Genomic DNA, 15,909 nt, shown 5'->3' with positions numbered 1-15,909 from the left:
ATTGGCAATGGACCAGGCTTCCGGGCTGAAACGGATGCTGTCGGGCATGAGCGGTCGACCTGTGGCGGAGCTGCCGTCCACGCACCAGGCCAGCAGCCTGCTGGCCGCTGCGCCCGCCGCGCGCCGGCATTGCCGCACCATCGCCGTGGCCGGCGGCAAGGGCGGCGTCGGCAAGAGCACGGTGGCGGTGAACCTGGGCATGGCGCTGTCGGTGGCCGGGCGCGACGTGGTGCTGCTGGATGCCGACATGGGCCTGGCCAACGTCGACGTGATGCTCGGCCTCACGCCGTCGCGTCATATCGGCCACCTGCTCGACGGCGAGTGCACGCTGGACGAACTGATGCTGAGCGCGCCGCGCGGCCTGCGCGTGGTGCCGGCCGGCTCCGGCGCGCGCCGGCTGGCGCAACTGGACAACGGCGAGCACGCGGCGATCATCCGCGCCTTCGACGAACTGGCGCAGCCGCCCGAATACCTGCTGGTGGATACCGCCGCCGGTCTCTCCGACAACGTGACGATGTTCGCGGCCGCGGCCGCCGAGGTGATCGTGGTGGCGTGCGACGAACCGGCGTCGCTGACTGACGCCTACGGCCTGACCAAGGTGCTCAGCCGCGACTTCGGCGTACGCCGCATCCGCATGGTTGCCAACATGGTGCGCAACGAGGGCGACGCGCGCGCGCTGCACCAGAAGCTGGCGCGGGTCAGCGACCGCTTCCTCGACGTGGTGATCGAGTTCGGCGGCTGGGTACCGCATGACGAGCGCCTGCGCCAGGCCATTCGCCGGCAGTGCGCGGTGGTCGACCTGTGGCCATCGAGTCATTCCGCGCTGGCATTCAAGAATCTGGCGGGTGCGGTCGATAAGTGGGTGGAACCCGACCGCGCGGGTCTCGACCGGATTGCTTTTTTTGGTGGCCGGACAACACCGGTAGGTGGGGTGCCGAGATGAGCGTGGCTTCGGAATATCTGCAACTTTCCCGCGAGAGTGCCGACGAACTGGTGCGTCGGCACGCGCCGCTGGTCCGACGGATCGCCTATCACCTGATGGGGCGGTTGCCGGCCAGCGTCGACGTGGGCGACCTGATCCAGGCAGGAATGATCGGTTTGCTGGAGGCGGCGCGCCATTTTGCCCACGACAAGGGGGCCAGCTTCGAGACGTATGCGGGCATCCGCATCCGTGGCGCGATGCTGGACGAATTGCGCCGTACCGACTGGACCCCGCGCTCGGTGCACCGCAAGACCCGCGAAGTGGCCGAGACGATCCGCCAGATCGAGACCGAGACCGGCGCCGAGGCCGACGATGCCGAGGTGATCCGCCGGCTCGGCATCAGCGCCGAGGAGTACCACCAGGTGCTCGCCGATGCGGCCTGCGTGCGCCTGCTCAGCCTCACCGCCTCGGACGACGGCGAGGAAGGCACGGTGCTCGACGTGGCTGACGAAGGCAGCCTGGGGCCGTCGGAGAACATCGAGCGCGACGGCATGCGCGAGGCACTGGCCGAGGCGATCGGCAGCCTACCCGAGCGCGAGCAGCTGGTGATGTCGCTGTACTACGAACAGGAATTGAACCTCAAGGAAATCGGCGCCGTGCTCGGCGTGAGCGAGTCGCGCGTCTGCCAGATCCATGGGCAGGCGGTCATCCGGCTTCGCGCAAGGCTCACCGGCTGGCGCAATTGATCCAGTGAACCCCATGAATCCCCGCGGCCGGACCTCGGCCTGTACCGCACGTGGAGAAAGCGTTTGGACAAGAACATGAAAATCCTGGTGGTGGACGACTTTTCCACCATGCGGCGGATCGTCCGCAACCTGCTGGTCGAGCTGGGTTTCAGCAACCCGCTGATCCAGGAAGCCGACGACGGCGAGAACGCGCTGACGATGCTGCGCAGCCAGCCGTTCGACCTGGTGGTGACCGACTGGAACATGCCGAACATGACCGGCATCGACCTGCTGCGCGCGATCCGCGCGGAGGACTCGCTGAAAGGCCTGCCGGTGCTGATGGTCACCGCCGAGAACAACCGCGACCAGATCATCTCCGCCGCACAGGCCGGCGTGAACGGCTACATCGTCAAACCGTTCACCGCGGTCACGCTCAAGGAAAAGCTCACCAAGATCTTCGAACGGATCGCCGCCAGCGGAGTCAGCGCATGAACGTCTCTTCCCCCCTCGCCATCGACGAGACGCTGCCGCCCGAACTGCGCGACCTGCTGAACAGCCCCGACGGGCCGGCGTTCGAGCAGGCGCTGGACGTGATGGTGCGCCAGCGCGAGCAGCACCTGTTCCGCGCGCTCGGCCAGCTGGCCCGCGACCTGCACGACGCGGTGCGCCGGCTCGGTGGCGATCTGGCCCAGGACGGCGTACCGGCCATCGCCGACGCGCGCCAGCACCTGCAGGACGCACTGGAGATGAGCGCGCAGGCCGCGCATCGCAGCCTCGACTTCGCCGAACGCATGCGGCCGCAGGCCGAGTCGCTGACGCGCAATGCCGGCCAGGTGCTGGAGTGGACCAACGGCAACGACGCCGCCGCGGTGCTGGCGCGCGAGGCGGTGGCGTTCGCCGGCAGCTGCCGCGACGGCCTGGCCGACATGGTGCTGGCGCAGTCGTGGCAGGACCTCACCGGACAGCGCATCAAGAAGGTCGCCAGCTTCATCGGCACGGTCGAATCGTCGCTGCTGGAACTGGTGCGCCTGACCGGCGCCCTGGCCGGCAGCGAGGCGCCGGCCAAGGCGGCCAAGGTGTCCAGCCAGGAAGATGCCGACCGCCTGCTCAGCGAATTCGGGTTTTGACGAGCCGCCGGCCATGAATGCCGAATTCGACAGCGAGCTGCGCCAGGATTTCCTGGTCGAGGCCGGCGAACTGCTGCAGCGGCTCGACGAGCAACTGGTCGGCCTGGAAGCGGCGCCGGGTGACGGCGAGCTGCTGAATGCCGTGTTCCGCGCCTTCCACACCGTCAAGGGCGGTGCCGGGTTCCTCGCGTTCGAGCCGATGGTGGTGCTGTGCCACCACGCCGAGGACCTGCTCAACGAGGCCCGCAACGGCAAGGTGGTGCTCGGCGCCGTCCACATGGATGCGCTGCTCGAAGCGCTCGACCTGCTCAACGGCATGATGGCGGCGGTGGGCGCCGGGGCCCCGCTGGCGATGCCGCCGCCGGCGTTGCTGGAATCGCTGTTGCCGGGAGCCCGGCCGGCTGCGGTCGTGGTGCCGGCGGCTGCGCCGGCTCCGTCGGCGGACGGCGGCGCGATCGACGATAGCGAGTTCGAGGCCCTGCTGGACAGCATGTACGGCACCGCCGCGCCGGGTACCATCGCGCCGGCCGCGTTACCGATCGCGCCGATCGCGTCCGCGTCGATCGACGACGACGAGTTCGAAGCGTTGCTGGACGCCTTGCATGGCAAGGCCGGGCAGCCCGCCGCGGCAGCCGTGGTGGCGCCGGCGGTAGTGGCCGAAACGGTTGCGCCGAAACCCGCCGCGGCCACAGCGGCGCACCATGCGGCACCGGCGGAAAACAGCGTGCGGGTCGACACCGCGCGGCTGGATGCGCTGGTCAACCACGCCGGCGAACTGGTGCTGGTGCGCAACCGCCTGCTCAGCCTGGCCGCGCGCCATGACGGCGAGGCCCTGGCCGCTGCGGCCAGCGAGCTGGATCGGGTCACCGACGAATTGCAGAACGCGGTGATGGGCATGCGTATGCAGCCGGTAGGGCGGCTGTTCCAGCGCTTCCCGCGGATCGTGCGCGACCTGGCGCGCCAGCTCGGCAAGGACGTGGAACTGGTGTTGGAAGGCGAGGGCACCGACCTCGATCGCAGCCTGGTCGAGGCGCTGGCCGACCCGCTGATCCACCTGCTGCGCAACGCGCTCGACCACGGCGTGGAGCTGCCGGGCGAACGCGAGCAGGCCGGCAAGCCGCGCAAGGGGCGGGTATGCCTGTCGGCCAGCCAGCGCGGCGAGCGCATCATGATCGCGGTGCGCGACGACGGCCGCGGCATGGACCCCGACATCCTGCGCCGCAAGGCGGTGGAGAAGGGCGTGATCGATGCCGTGCAGGCCGCACGGCTGAGTGAAGGCGAGTGCTACGAATTGATCTTCCGTCCCGGCTTCAGCACTGCGGCGGTGGTGTCCGACATTTCCGGCCGCGGGGTCGGCATGGACGTGGTGAAGACGCGCGTGGCCGAACTCGGCGGCACCTTGCAGGTGCGCTCGAACCTGGGTCACGGCAGCGAGCTGGAACTCGCCGTACCGCTGACCCTGGCGGTGCTGCGCGTGCTGATGGTGCGCGTGGACACACGCCTGCTGGCGTTGCCGATGGGCAACGTGGAGGAGGTCTTCGAACTCGACGACGGCCAGGATTGCTTGCTGGACGGCCGCCTGGTCGCACGCCACCGCGGCCGTGCCCTGCCGCTGGTCAACCTGGTCGGCTGGGCCGGGGCAGCGACGACCGCGACCGCGGGCCGGCATGTGGTGGTACTGCACATCGGCCACCAGCGCCTCGGCTGCCTGGCGCACGAGGTGCTCGGCCGCGAAGACGTCATCGTCAAGCCGCTCGGGCCGCTGTTCGACGGCGTGCCGGGCGTCGCCGGGGCCACCGTCACCGGCGACGGCCGGCTGGCGCTGGTGATGGACCTGGCCGGCCTGGCCAGTGATAACGGGCAACTTTCCACCTCACTGCAACTGACTGGCTGATCAGCATGGATCTGGTAAGCATCATCGGCACCATTCTGGCCTTCGTGGTCATCATCGTCGGCACCATCCTCAAGGGTTCCACCGTGGGTGCGCTGTGGAATCCCGCGGCGTTCGTGATCGTCTTCGCCGGCACGGCCGCCGCCCTGCTGGTGCAGAACCAGGGCAAGGTGCTCAAGCAGGCGTTCAGGATGCTCTCGATGGTCTACCGGCCGCCCCGGCACCAGCCGAGCGACCTGATCAGCCGGATCGTCGGCTGGAGCGAAATCTCGCGCCGGCAGGGCTTGCTCGGGCTGGAGCCGCAGATCGAGGCGGAGGTCGACCCGTTCGTCAGCAAGGGTCTGCAATTGCTGGTCGACGGCGGCGAGCCGGAGGCGATCCGCAGCGTATTGGAAGTGGACCTGGAAACCCGCGAATCGATCGAACTGGCCGGTGCCAAGGTGTTCGAAATGGCCGGCATCTATTCGCCCACGCTGGGCATCATCGGCGCAGTGATGGGATTGATGGCGGTGATGCAGAACCTGGCCGATCCGAGCAAGCTCGGCCATGGCATCGCCGCCGCCTTCGTGGCCACCATCTATGGCGTGGCGCTGGCCAACATGTTCATGCTGCCGATGGCGGCGCGGCTGAAGGGCCTGATCAGCAAGCAGACGCAGATGCGCGAGATCCTGATCGAGGGCCTGGTGTCGATCGCGCAGGGCGACAACCCGCGGCAGATCGAGGCGCGCCTGCAGGGTTACGTGGCATGAGAAGGCACAAGCACGAGGAACACCAGAACCACGAAGCCTGGGCGATTCCCTACGCCGACCTGATGACCCTGCTGCTTGCGTTCTTCGTGGTGATGTATGCAGTCTCGGTGGTCAACGAGGGCAAGTTCCGGGTGATGTCCGAGTCGCTGATCGAGGCGTTCAACGGCTCCAGCCACGCCATTGCGCCACTGCCGCCGACGCGGATCCGGCCGCACAATATCGACCCGGCGATCGCCGCACCGGCGGGCCAGTCGGGGGCGTCGGTGGTGCCGATCGCGGTGCCGATTCCGCCGCACCCGATAGCGATGCGCGGTGGCAACGGGCGCGACGTGGCCCATCGCGCCACGTCGTCACAGCAGAACCTGGGGCGCATCGAGAGCGAGGTGCGCAAGGCGCTGCAGCCGCTGATCGACCGCAAGCTGGTCAACCTGCGCAACAAGGTGGACTGGCTGGAAATCGAGATCCGTACCGACATCCTGTTCCCCAGCGGCGTGGCCCAGTTGTCGACATCGGCGCAGGGCATCCTGCACAGCCTCGCCGGGGTGTTGGGGGAGTTCACCAACCCGGTGCGCATCGAGGGCTTCACCGACGACATGCCGATCAACACCGCGCTGTATCCATCGAACTGGGAACTCTCGGCCGCGCGCGCGGGCAGCGTGGCGCGCCTGTTCGCCGTCAACGGGGTGGCCCAGGACCGGCTTGGCATCATCGGCTGGGGCGAGATGCATCCGCTGGCCGACAACACCACCGCGGAAGGGCGCAACCAGAATCGCCGCGTACTGGTGGTGGTGATGGGCAACAGCTCGCTGCCGCCGCGCGAGCACAGCGACGCCGACGACCTCGGCCAGCATGCCGGCGTGGCCGAGGCATCGGCCCCCGGCGTGCTGCCCACCGTGCGCGCCATCGTGCCGCTGACGCCAGTGCCGCCCGGCACCGGCGCGGCAGACAGCGCGCCCGCCGCCGTACCGGCTGCCGTCGCGGCGGCGATGCCGAACGCCGGCGCTCCTCCGGACAGCCGCTCCGAACGCACCCCCCCGACCCGCTCCGTCCGATGAGCGGGCCGCACGATCGTGGAGTCATCGCATGAACGTCACTGCCGCTGACCGCGCCGCGGAGGGCCGCCACTGGCTGTCGTTCCGGATCGGCACGCAACTGTATGCCGCGCCGCTGGACGAGGTCAGTGAAGTCATCCGTGACGGCGAGCTGACGCCGGTGCCGGGCGCCGCCCCTGACCTGCTCGGCGTGCGCCACCTGCGCGGGCGCATCGTGCCGGTGATGGACGGCCGCCGGCGGCTGGGCCTGCCGGTGCTGCCGGCGGCGGAGCCGGCCACGGTGCGCGTGGTGATGCTGTCGCAGGCGGGGCAGTGGGTCGGCCTGCGCGTGGATGCCGTCGGCGAACTGCTGTGCAGCGACGGTATCGACATCGCGCCGCCGCCGCCGGGGCGGGCCAGCCGCGACGACGATCCGGTCAGCGGCGTGCTGGCCTGGCAGGGCGGCTTCGTGGCCTTGCTCGACGTGCGCCGGCTGTGCCGGGCCGACGACGGGAACGGTCATGTGGCTTGAAACCGGCGTGGGCGTCCTGCTGTTGCTGGCGCTGGCGCAATCGGCGCTGCTGTTCCACGGCTGGCGCCAACTGCGCGAGCTGCAGCGGCGGATGGCCGAACTGTCGCACGACGCAGCCCATGCCCGCACCGACGTGCCGACCTCGATGCTGGTGATGGCGCTGGGGAGGCTGGAACGCCAGCTGGGCCGGATAGAGCGGCAACCGTCGCCGACGGTGCCGCGGTCCTACGAACTGGCCCAGCAACTGGCGCGCGAAGGCGCTGACGTGGAACAACTGATCAGCCGCTGCGGCCTGTCGCGCGACGAGGCGCAGCTGGTCCTGCGGATGCATCCGGCCAGCCCCTGAAAGCGGTGCGCGGCGTGAGTCGGGTCGGTCATTCTTCCGCTGCGTCGTAGACGGCCGCCAGTACCGAGGCCGCCGCGGCGTAGAGCAGCACCGGCACATCCTCGCGCAGCCGCAGCGAGGCCAGCAGGGCGGCGATCTGCGGATCGTGATGCAGCGGCAGGCCCAGCACCTGGGCGCGCGCCAGCAAGGTGTCCAGCGACTCCGGCGGCATCGGCTTGATCTCGGTGTGGTTGCCGCTGGCCAGCCGCAGGCTGACCCGGCGCGAGGGTGGCGGCGTATTCATGCGGTGGCCTGCAGCAGTACGGCGCTGTGCCGGCCTGGCGGCTGCGGCAGGCCGACCTGGCAGCTCAGCTGGTCGAGCAGGACGCCGCAGGCAGCCAGCCGCTGGCGCAGCGGGCCAAACTGGCGTTCCAGCTGCTGCGCGGTCTGTGCCTGTTCGGCCCACAGGCGTACCGCCAGCCGTGGTTCGCGCAGTTGCAGTTCGCCCTGCACCGGGCCCAGTGCAGGCAGGTCCAGCGCGAAGCCGAGCGTCCAGCCGTGGCTGCCATCGGCGGGATCGCTGGCGAACTCCAGCTGCAACTGCAGCACGTCGCGCCCGCCCTCGCCCTGCAACGGAATCTCGATCATCCACGCCGGCAGCGGGCTGGCGCCGGCTTCCAGCTGGGCCACCTCCACCCGCGCCAGCGCTGCCTTGACGTCGCCGTGCAGGCGATCCAGCAGCGGGGCCACGTCGTCGTCGGCGGCTACCAGCGGCAGCGGCACGCGCGGCTGCGCCTGCATGCCACGTTGCAGCATCGGCGGTGCGGCATCGCTGCGGTTGGGCGCCGCCGGCGCCGGCGCACGCCGGTCGAGCAGACCGGCCAGGCGCAGCAGGGCACCTTTCCAGTCATCCTCGGCCAGCGCCGCCAGGTTGCCGTGCGGGCTGGCCAGCCGGGATTCGAAGAACAGGCCGCTGCGGCTGATCGCCTCGCGCAGGCCTTCGCCGCGGGTGACCTCGGCGGGCGTGCGCAGCGATTGTTCGAGCAGGGCCAGCGCCGTGCGCAGGTCCGGCGGCAACTGGCGCAATACCGGCCGCTGGGCTAGCGTACCCAGCGTGGCCAGCAGGGGGGCATAGCCATTTTGCTGGGGCAGGCGCTCGCGCAGCACGCGCTGGAAGGTCGGGTCGACCGGATGCGCCAGCACCTCCAGCTGCGGCTGCGCACCCAGGCTCAGCACGCGCACCTGGAACTGCGCCGGCAACTGGCTGCTGGGTAGTTCCGTCTCCACCGCCAGCGCGCCAATCTGCAGCACCAGCAGCCCCTGCGGGTTCACCCCCAGCGGCCGCGCCGACAGCACCGTGCCGATGCGCCAGCTTTGTGCGCTGGTGCCGGAAGCGGCACCGGCCCAGGTGAGGGCGGCCAGGCTGGTCGGTTGGATGATCAAGTGGGTTCCTGCACGCGGGCCGTGTGCGATCGGGTTCGTCCAGCAGGACATCGGCCGCGCGCGGGCGAACTTGAGCCGTGTTCGACCCCGGGCATGGCCGGCGATCCCTAAAGCGATCGTGGCGACGGCCGATAAGCAACTCGTCAGCGCCAACGAGCGCGCGTGGAGTGGCGGCATGGCCGGCAAACGGGCGGTGAAGCAGCAACAGGACGAGCGGCAGGCGGCACCGGACGGCGCCGCCGCGGTGGTGCTTCCGGCTGACTGCCGCATCGCCGCCCAGGCCGCGCTGAAGGCGGAACTGCTGGGTGCGCTGAAGCAGGGCGCCAGCGTGGTGCTGGATGCCAGCCAGGTGGAGCGTGTCGATACGGCGGCGCTGCAGCTGCTGGTGCTGTTGCGGCGTGAGCTGCAGACGCGCGGCGGCGCGCTGGACTGGCGCGGCGCGAGCGAGGCGTTCAACGAGGCGGCTGGCCTGCTCGGCCTGGCGCGGATTCTGGAACTGCCGGCCGCAGGGCCGGCCTGAACGAGGTGGCAGCATGGCAAAGATTCTTGCGGTAGACGATTCGGTCTCGATGCGCGGCATGGTGGCGTTCACCCTGCGCGGCGCCGGGCACGAGGTGGCCGAGGCCGAGAACGGGCAGCTGGCGCTGGACGTGGCGCGCGGCAGCGCGTTCGACCTGGTGCTGGCCGACGTCAACATGCCGGTGATGGACGGCATCGCGATGGTGCGCGAGCTGCGCACGATGGATGCCTACAAGGGCGTGCCGATCCTGATGCTGACCACCGAGTCGCATACCGAGAAAAAGATGGAAGGCAAGGCGGCCGGCGCCACCGGCTGGCTGGTCAAGCCGTTCGATCCGGAACAGCTGCTGGCCACCGTCAAGCGCGTGCTGGGCTGAAGGAAGATCCATGGGCGCCGTCGACCTGACTCAATTCCACAAGACCTTCTTCGAGGAAAGCCTGGAAGGGCTGGATGCGATGGAGGCCGCGTTGCTGGCGCTGGACTCGGGTTCGACCGATCACGAGCTGGTGCACACGATCTTCCGCGCCGCGCACTCGATCAAGGGCGGTGCGGCGACCTTCGGCTTTGCGGACGTCGCCGCGTTCACCCACGTGGCCGAATCGCTGCTGGAGGAAGTGCGCAGCGAACGCCGCGCGGTGGATGCGGAATTGATCGACCTGCTGCTGCGCTCGGTCGACTGCCTGCGCGCCATGCTGGCGCGTTCCGCCGACAGCCAGCCGGTGGCCGATGCCGACAGCGAGGCGCTGCGCGGCGAGCTGGTGCGCCTGGTCAGCGGCGAGGCGGCGCCGGCGCCGGCTGCGCCCGCATTGAATGCCGCTGCGGCGAGTGGCTGGGACATTCGTTTCGTCGCACTGCCGCACCTGCTGCAGACCGGCAACGATCCGCTGCGGCTGTTCCGCGAACTGCAGCAGTTGGGCCGGCTGGAGGTGCGGCGTGCCTTCGTCGTCGATCGGGCGCCGGCACGGCTGGCCGATCTCGATCCCGGCGAATGCCATCTCGGCTGGGAGCTGCGCCTGCATGGTGCGGTGGCGCGCGGTGACGTCGATGCCGTGTTCGACTGGCTAGACGGCGACTGCGAGCTGGCCATCGCGGCGCTGGCCGAGGAAGCGCCGGCGGCTGCGGCTGCACCGGTGGCGGTTGCCGCCCCCGCCCCTGCGCCCGTGGCGACGGCGCCCATGCCCGCCGCCGCGCCGCTGCCGCGCGAGGCGGTCGCCTCCGCCGAGGGCAGCTCGATCCGCGTGGGCATCGACAAGGTCGACGCGCTGATCAACATGATGGGTGAGCTGGTGATCACCCAGTCGATGCTCAGCGACATCGGCGAGAACTTCCAGCCCTCGCAGCTGGAGCGCCTGCGCGAAGGCCTGCTGCAGCTCGAACGCGCCACGCGCGAGCTGCAGGAGAGCGTGATGCGCATTCGCATGCTGCCGATCGGTTCGGTGTTCAACCGCTTCCCGCGGCTGGTCCGCGATCTGGAGCGCAAGCTCGGCAAGCAGGTCAGGCTCGAGCTGCACGGCGAACATACCGAGCTGGACAAGACGGTACTGGAGAAAATCGGCGACCCGCTGGTGCACCTGGTGCGCAACGCGATCGACCACGGCCTGGAAATGCCGGCTCTGCGCAAGGCCGCCGGCAAGCCGGAGACCGGCCTGCTCAGGCTCGATGCCCACCACGAAGGCGGCAACATCGTGGTACGGATCAGCGACGACGGCGCCGGGCTCAATCATGCCGCGATCGTGGCCAAGGCGCAGCAGCGCGGCCTGATCGCTGCGGGCCAGGAACTCGGCGACGCCGAGGTGGCCGAGCTGATCTTCCAGCCGGGCTTCTCCACCGCCGCGCAGGCCACCGACCTGTCCGGCCGTGGCGTGGGCATGGACGTCGTGCGGCGCAACGTGCGCGATCTGGGCGGCAGCGTCGGCGTGCGCAGCGTGTCCGGCAAGGGCAGCACGTTCACCATCACCTTGCCGCTGACCCTGGCGATCATCGACGGCCTGGTCACGGCCGTGGGCCACGAGCGCTACATCGTGCCGCTGACCTCGATCGTCGAGTCGCTGCGGCTCGACGCCGTGGCGGTGCGGCGGATCGCCGGCGGTGGCGAGGTGTTCCAGTTCCGCGGCGAATACCTGCCGCTGATGCGGCTGCACCGCGCCTTCGACTGCGCCGACGCAATCACCGAGGTCGAGCGCGGCATCGTGGTAGTGATCGAGGACGACAGCCGCCGCGTGGGCCTGCTGGTGGACGACCTGCTGGGCCAGCAGCAAGCGGTGATCAAGTCGCTGGAGAAGCACTACCAGCGGGTGCAGGGCGTGTCTGGCGCGACCATCCTCAGTGACGGCTCGGTGGCGCTGATCGTCGACGTGGGTGGCGTGGTGCGGCTGGGACAGCGCAGCAAGGCAGCCTGAGGCGCGTCGTTGCCGCGGCGGCTGCGGCGCAATGAAGGGCGCGAACGGAGCGGGTGCTTCCGCTGGCGATGGGTTTTGGCGTCTTTGCGCGCCACCCCGCATGGCTGTCATGGCCGGCGGGTTTCTTTTCCGAAGTCGAGGTTTGCGACATGTTGTCCGTGATACGTGGGTTCTTCGATCGGCTCAGCCTCAATGCGCGGCTGGTCATGGTGGTGACGGTGGTCGTGCTGGGGCTGTTCGGCCTGACCGTGGTGAATGCGTTGCAGAGCCGCGCCAGCCAGATGGAAGGTCTCGAACGCCTGCTGCGCAGCGAGATCGAGTCGGCAGTTTCGGTGGCCAGCGGCTTCCACGAGCGTGCGACCAGGGGCGAGTTCGGCGAGGCCGAGGCGCAGAAACGGGCACTGGCGCAGATCCACGACATGCAGTGGGACAAGGGCGCCGGCTACGTGTTTGCGTTCGATGACAGTTACGTGCTGACCGAGCACCCGGTGATGCTGGACAAGCTGGGCACCAGCGTGCGCGACATGACCGACCAGAACGGCAAGCCGATCTTCCAGGCGATGCACGACGTCAACATGAAAGACGGCCGCGGCGTCACCTACTACGACTGGCTCAAGCCAGGCAGCAAGAAGGTCGTGGGCAAGGTCACCTACAGCGAGCGCTACCAGCCATGGGGCATGCACTTCGGCGCCGGCGCCTATTTCGACGACATCGATGCACAGTTTCGCCACACGTTGACGGCGAACCTGGCCAAGGCAGGCCTGCTGGGCCTGCTGGTGATCGCTCTGGTGTGGGTATCGATGCGCAGCATCCGCCGCAGCATCGGCGGCGAGCCGGCTTTCGCGGTGGCGATGGCCACGCGCATCGCCGACGGCGACCTCGGCAACGATGACGACGGCGGCGGCAGGCGTTTCGCCGTCGGCAGCCTGCTGGCTGAGCTGGTGCGCATGCGCGACAAGCTGACCGGCATCGTGGGCGAAGTGCAGCACGGTTCGCAGGCGGTGAGCAGCGCCGCGCAGCAGATCGCCAAGGGCAACGACGACCTCAGCCAGCGCACGCAGGAACAGGCGTCGAGCCTGGAGGAAACCGCCGCCTCGATGGAGGAGATGACCTCCACCGTGAAGCAGAACGCGGAGAACGCCGGCTACGCCAACCAGCTCGCCAGCGGTGCGCGCGAGCAGGCCGAGCGCGGCGGCGAAGTGGCGGCGCAGGCGGTGGCGGCGATGAGCGAGATCAACGCCTCCAGCCGCAAGATCGCTGACATCGTGGGGCTGATCGACGAGATCGCGTTCCAGACCAACCTGCTGTCGCTCAATGCGGCGGTGGAGGCGGCGCGCGCGGGCGAGCAGGGCCGCGGTTTCGCCGTGGTGGCCAGCGAGGTGCGCAGCCTGTCCCAGCGCAGCGCGGCGGCGGCGAAGGAGATCAAGGGGTTGATCAACGAGAGCGTGCAGCGGGTGCAGGCCGGCAGCGCGCTGGTCGACCAGTCCGGTGCGGCGCTGACCGGCATCGTCGAGAGCGTCAAGAAAGTCACCGACATCGTGGCCGAGATCGCCGCGGCCAGCCAGGAGCAGTCCGCCGGCATCGACCAGGTGAACCGCGCGGTGATGCAGATGGACGAAGTGACCCAGCAAAACGCGGCGCTGGTGGAAGAGGCTGCGGCGGCGGCGCGCGCGATGCAGGAGCAGGCCGGCGAACTGCAGCGGCAAATGAAGTTCTTCCGGCTTGACGGCGCGACGGCAGAGCACGCGGCAGCACCGGCGCCGGCTCCGGCGCGCGTGGTGGCGTTGTCGCGCAAGTCGGCAACCCGCACGGCCGAACCGGCCCGGGCGGTCGTGGCGGCCGGCGGCTGGACCGAGTTCTGAGAGCGCTTCTTTGCCGTGAGGCGCCCGCGGCAGCTCCGCCCGGCGGCGGTGGCGTACTCAAGTCCTCCCCGGCAAGGCCGATACAGGCATCGAGGCCGGGCGTCCGCAGGCGCCCATCACGAGGTAGACGATTCATGTACGAAGACAACGCGGCCACGGCGCCCACCGTCCAGCAGCTGACGTTCGGCCTGGCCGGCGAGGAATACGGCGTCGACATCCTGTCGGTGCGCGAGATCCGCGGCTGGTCGCGGGTCACCCGCATCCCGCAGACCCCCGACTACCTGCTGGGTGTGCTCAACCTGCGTGGCGCGATCGTGCCGATCATGGACCTGCGCCTGCGCTTCGGCCTGGCGCGCGAAAGCTACGGCGACAGCACCGTGGTGATCATCGTGGCGGTCGCCGAGCGCTTGTTCGGCATCGTGGTGGACGCGGTGTCCGACGTGGTCGACATCGAGCCGGCGGCGATCAAGCCGGTGCCCGACATGGGCGCGATCGTCGACACGCGCTACCTGAAGGGCCTGGCCACCCACGTCGAGCGCATGGTGATGCTGCTGGACGTGGAGAAGCTGATGCGTCCGGAAGACGTTGAAACGCTGGATGCCGCGCTGACGGACGTCCGGAATATCGAAGTTGCCGCCTGATCCGATCCGGGAATCACGATGAACATCAAGAAATTCATGACACGTTTCACCAGGTTGCCGACCCTGTCCGTCAAGGCGCGCCTGATCGGCGTGTTCACGCTGCTCGGGCTGATGCTGGCGGCCGGTGCGGCGGTCGGCCTTGGCATGATGTCCTGGCAGAACGAGGGCATGCGGCGCAGCTACGAGGAGGCGATGGTGCCGGCGCAGCTGATCGGCAGCCTGCGCGCCAAGTCGCTGACCAACTTCATCGTGCTCGGCGAAGCGGCCGGGGCGATCGGCAAGCCCGACCAGGTGAAGCAGAAGGTCGCCGAGTCCGAGCGCCTGCAGAAGGAGATCGCCGAGACCAACAAGACGCTGTCGGCGATGCCGATGAGCGCGGACATCACCGCGAAGTACAAGGCCTATCGCGCCACCGACGAGGAATACCAGGGCGACCTCAAGGACATCTACGACGCGCTGGCGCAAAACGATGGAGGCACCGGCGACCTGCTGGAAATGCAGGTGCGTCCGGAGCTGATGCTGCGCGTGGACACCATCAACAAGCTGATGCAGGCGCAGAGCGACGAGGTGAGGCAGATCTATCAGGCTCAGGTCAGCCGCTACAAGCTGGTGCGCAACCTGGTGCTGTTCGCGTTGCTTGGCGGCCTGCTGTTCGCGCTGCTGGTGTCGACCCTGCTGGTGCGCTCGATCAGCGGCACGCTGGCGCATCTGGTGAAGGTGGCACATGCCATCGCCGAGGGCCGGCTGGGTCATGACATCAGGGTCAAGCGGCACGACGAGCTAGGCCGGCTGCTGGACGCCTTCCGCAGCATGGACGAGCGCCTCGGCGCGATCGTGGGCGAGGTGCGTCAGGGCTCCGATGCGGTGTCGAGCGCGGCGCAGCAGATCGCGCGCGGCAACGACGACTTGAGCCAGCGCACGCAGGAACAGGCTTCCAGCCTGGAGGAAACCGCCTCGTCGATGGAGGAGATGACCTCCACCGTGAAGCAGAACGCGGAGAACGCCAGCCACGCCAACCAGCTGGCCCGCGGCGCCCGCGAGCAGGCCGAGCGCGGCGGCGAAGTGGCGGGCAAGGCGATTGTCGCGATGGGCGAGATCGACGCCTCCAGCCGCAAGATCGGCGACATCGTGGGGCTGATCCAGGAGATCGCGTTCCAGACCAACCTGCTGGCGCTGAACGCGGCGGTGGAAGCGGCGCGCGCCGGCGAACAGGGCCGTGGTTTCGCGGTGGTGGCCAGCGAGGTGCGCAGCCTGGCGCAGCGCAGCGCCGGCGCGGCGAAGGAGATCAAGGGCCTGATCGCCGAGAGCGAGGAGAAGGTGCGCTGCGGCTCGGAACTGGTCAACCAGTCCGGCAAGGCACTGGCCGAGATCGTCGAGAGCGTGAAGAAGGTCACCGACATCGTGGCCGAGATCGCCGCGGCCAGCCAGGAGCAGTCCGCCGGCATCGACCAGGTCAACAACGCCGTGATGCAGATGGACGAGATGACCCAGCAGAATGCCGCGCTGGTGGAAGAGGCCTCGGCCGCTGCCCGCGCCATGCAGGAGCAGGCTGGCGACCTGTCCAGCCAGGTGGGCTTCTTCCGCCTGGCCGACGACGACGCGGCATCGCAGGCGGCACCGCCGGAGCGCGCGAAGGATGTGGTTCGTGCCACCGAGGCGGTGTTCGCCGCGGTGCGCAAGGCGCCGCCACGCGCCGCCGCCGTCGAGGCAGCGGATGCCGGTGCCTGGAAGGAGTTCTGAGC

General features: G+C 69.3%; 17 protein-coding genes. 15 read left to right on the top strand and 2 right to left on the bottom strand.

Annotation, left to right across the window (positions count from 1 at the left end; all coding sequences use genetic code 11):
- Positions 1-7: 7 nt before the first annotated feature.
- The 9 genes from IMW82_RS06770 to IMW82_RS06730 all read left to right on the top strand — a co-directional run bounded on the left by IMW82_RS06770 (position 8) and on the right by IMW82_RS06730 (position 7,323).
- Positions 8-943, top strand: a complete 936-nt coding sequence (locus tag IMW82_RS06770; protein ID WP_211004312.1) for a P-loop NTPase — start codon at positions 8-10, stop codon at positions 941-943.
- Positions 940-1,668 carry an RNA polymerase sigma factor FliA gene (locus tag IMW82_RS06765; RefSeq protein WP_108470717.1) on the top strand — a complete coding sequence of 243 codons (729 nt, stop codon included), beginning with the start codon at positions 940-942 and terminating at the stop codon, positions 1,666-1,668. Before IMW82_RS06770 ends, IMW82_RS06765 begins: the two co-directional genes overlap by 4 nt.
- A gap of 63 nt (positions 1,669-1,731) precedes the next feature.
- Entirely contained in the window at positions 1,732-2,139 is a 408-nt protein-coding gene (locus IMW82_RS06760) for a chemotaxis response regulator CheY (protein ID WP_211004082.1), read from the top strand.
- Positions 2,136-2,774: a protein phosphatase CheZ gene (locus IMW82_RS06755; RefSeq protein WP_108470715.1), complete on the top strand. Its 639-nt coding sequence runs from the start codon at positions 2,136-2,138 to the stop codon at positions 2,772-2,774. Before IMW82_RS06760 ends, IMW82_RS06755 begins: the two co-directional genes overlap by 4 nt.
- Positions 2,775-2,787: 13 nt before the next feature.
- The gene (locus IMW82_RS06750; RefSeq protein ID WP_211004081.1) at positions 2,788-4,668 is read left to right on the top strand and encodes a chemotaxis protein CheA; all 1,881 of its coding nucleotides are present in this window, start codon (positions 2,788-2,790) and stop codon (positions 4,666-4,668) included.
- Between the two features lie 5 nt (positions 4,669-4,673).
- Positions 4,674-5,414 carry a flagellar motor protein gene (locus IMW82_RS06745; RefSeq protein WP_211004080.1) on the top strand — a complete coding sequence of 247 codons (741 nt, stop codon included), beginning with the start codon at positions 4,674-4,676 and terminating at the stop codon, positions 5,412-5,414.
- A complete protein-coding gene (gene motD / locus IMW82_RS06740) occupies positions 5,411-6,469 on the top strand; it encodes a flagellar motor protein MotD (protein WP_211004079.1) in 1,059 nt (352 codons plus the stop codon). The genes IMW82_RS06745 and motD overlap by 4 nt, the downstream gene beginning before the upstream one ends.
- A gap of 28 nt (positions 6,470-6,497) precedes the next feature.
- A complete protein-coding gene (locus IMW82_RS06735; protein WP_108470711.1) occupies positions 6,498-6,977 on the top strand; it encodes a chemotaxis protein CheW in 480 nt (159 codons plus the stop codon).
- The gene (locus IMW82_RS06730) at positions 6,967-7,323 is read left to right on the top strand and encodes a DUF2802 domain-containing protein (RefSeq protein ID WP_211004078.1); all 357 of its coding nucleotides are present in this window, start codon (positions 6,967-6,969) and stop codon (positions 7,321-7,323) included. Before IMW82_RS06735 ends, IMW82_RS06730 begins: the two co-directional genes overlap by 11 nt.
- Positions 7,324-7,351: 28 nt before the next feature.
- Here the strand turns inward: IMW82_RS06730 and IMW82_RS06725 are convergent, their stop codons facing one another.
- Together IMW82_RS06725 and IMW82_RS06720 are read right to left on the bottom strand one after the other, a co-directional pair.
- The gene (locus IMW82_RS06725; RefSeq protein ID WP_211004077.1) at positions 7,352-7,606 is read right to left on the bottom strand and encodes a flagellar biosynthesis protein; all 255 of its coding nucleotides are present in this window, start codon (positions 7,604-7,606) and stop codon (positions 7,352-7,354) included.
- The gene (locus IMW82_RS06720) at positions 7,603-8,745 is read right to left on the bottom strand and encodes a flagellar hook-length control protein FliK (protein WP_211004076.1); all 1,143 of its coding nucleotides are present in this window, start codon (positions 8,743-8,745) and stop codon (positions 7,603-7,605) included. Before IMW82_RS06720 ends, IMW82_RS06725 begins: the two co-directional genes overlap by 4 nt.
- Positions 8,746-8,863: 118 nt before the next feature.
- Here IMW82_RS06720 and IMW82_RS06715 point away from each other — a divergent pair, with 118 nt between their 5' ends.
- The 6 genes from IMW82_RS06715 to IMW82_RS06690 all read left to right on the top strand — a co-directional run bounded on the left by IMW82_RS06715 (position 8,864) and on the right by IMW82_RS06690 (position 15,907).
- Positions 8,864-9,265 (top strand): STAS domain-containing protein, encoded by a 402-nt coding sequence (locus IMW82_RS06715; protein ID WP_345777117.1) that lies wholly within the window; start codon positions 8,864-8,866, stop codon positions 9,263-9,265.
- Positions 9,266-9,278: 13 nt separating this feature from the next.
- Positions 9,279-9,641 carry a response regulator gene (locus IMW82_RS06710; RefSeq protein WP_015448487.1) on the top strand — a complete coding sequence of 121 codons (363 nt, stop codon included), beginning with the start codon at positions 9,279-9,281 and terminating at the stop codon, positions 9,639-9,641.
- A 10-nt stretch (positions 9,642-9,651) separates the two neighbouring features.
- Entirely contained in the window at positions 9,652-11,664 is a 2,013-nt protein-coding gene (locus IMW82_RS06705; RefSeq protein ID WP_211004075.1) for a chemotaxis protein CheA, read from the top strand.
- A gap of 149 nt (positions 11,665-11,813) precedes the next feature.
- Positions 11,814-13,526 carry a methyl-accepting chemotaxis protein gene (locus tag IMW82_RS06700; RefSeq protein WP_211004074.1) on the top strand — a complete coding sequence of 571 codons (1,713 nt, stop codon included), beginning with the start codon at positions 11,814-11,816 and terminating at the stop codon, positions 13,524-13,526.
- Between the two features lie 134 nt (positions 13,527-13,660).
- Positions 13,661-14,167: a chemotaxis protein CheW gene (locus IMW82_RS06695; protein WP_211004073.1), complete on the top strand. Its 507-nt coding sequence runs from the start codon at positions 13,661-13,663 to the stop codon at positions 14,165-14,167.
- An 18-nt stretch (positions 14,168-14,185) separates the two neighbouring features.
- Positions 14,186-15,907 (top strand): methyl-accepting chemotaxis protein, encoded by a 1,722-nt coding sequence (locus IMW82_RS06690; protein ID WP_211004072.1) that lies wholly within the window; start codon positions 14,186-14,188, stop codon positions 15,905-15,907.
- The last annotated feature ends 2 nt before the right edge of the window (positions 15,908-15,909 follow it).

This window comes from Rhodanobacter sp. B2A1Ga4 (assembly GCF_018101315.1).
In the GTDB taxonomy this organism is placed as follows: Bacteria; Pseudomonadota; Gammaproteobacteria; order Xanthomonadales; family Rhodanobacteraceae; genus Rhodanobacter; species Rhodanobacter thiooxydans_A.
This window is presented reverse-complemented; position numbering and strand designations above follow the sequence as displayed.

Coding starts and splice junctions, on each gene's coding strand:
- IMW82_RS06770 (WP_211004312.1), top strand. CDS start 8: ATGGACCAGGCTTCCGGGCTGAAACGGATGCTGTCGGGCATGAGCGGT.
- IMW82_RS06765 (WP_108470717.1), top strand. CDS start 940: ATGAGCGTGGCTTCGGAATATCTGCAACTTTCCCGCGAGAGTGCCGAC.
- IMW82_RS06755 (WP_108470715.1), top strand. CDS start 2,136: ATGAACGTCTCTTCCCCCCTCGCCATCGACGAGACGCTGCCGCCCGAA.
- IMW82_RS06750 (WP_211004081.1), top strand. CDS start 2,788: ATGAATGCCGAATTCGACAGCGAGCTGCGCCAGGATTTCCTGGTCGAG.
- IMW82_RS06745 (WP_211004080.1), top strand. CDS start 4,674: ATGGATCTGGTAAGCATCATCGGCACCATTCTGGCCTTCGTGGTCATC.
- motD (WP_211004079.1), top strand. CDS start 5,411: ATGAGAAGGCACAAGCACGAGGAACACCAGAACCACGAAGCCTGGGCG.
- IMW82_RS06735 (WP_108470711.1), top strand. CDS start 6,498: ATGAACGTCACTGCCGCTGACCGCGCCGCGGAGGGCCGCCACTGGCTG.
- IMW82_RS06730 (WP_211004078.1), top strand. CDS start 6,967: ATGTGGCTTGAAACCGGCGTGGGCGTCCTGCTGTTGCTGGCGCTGGCG.
- IMW82_RS06725 (WP_211004077.1), bottom strand. CDS start 7,606: ATGAATACGCCGCCACCCTCGCGCCGGGTCAGCCTGCGGCTGGCCAGC.
- IMW82_RS06710 (WP_015448487.1), top strand. CDS start 9,279: ATGGCAAAGATTCTTGCGGTAGACGATTCGGTCTCGATGCGCGGCATG.
- IMW82_RS06705 (WP_211004075.1), top strand. CDS start 9,652: ATGGGCGCCGTCGACCTGACTCAATTCCACAAGACCTTCTTCGAGGAA.
- IMW82_RS06700 (WP_211004074.1), top strand. CDS start 11,814: ATGTTGTCCGTGATACGTGGGTTCTTCGATCGGCTCAGCCTCAATGCG.
- IMW82_RS06695 (WP_211004073.1), top strand. CDS start 13,661: ATGTACGAAGACAACGCGGCCACGGCGCCCACCGTCCAGCAGCTGACG.
- IMW82_RS06690 (WP_211004072.1), top strand. CDS start 14,186: ATGAACATCAAGAAATTCATGACACGTTTCACCAGGTTGCCGACCCTG.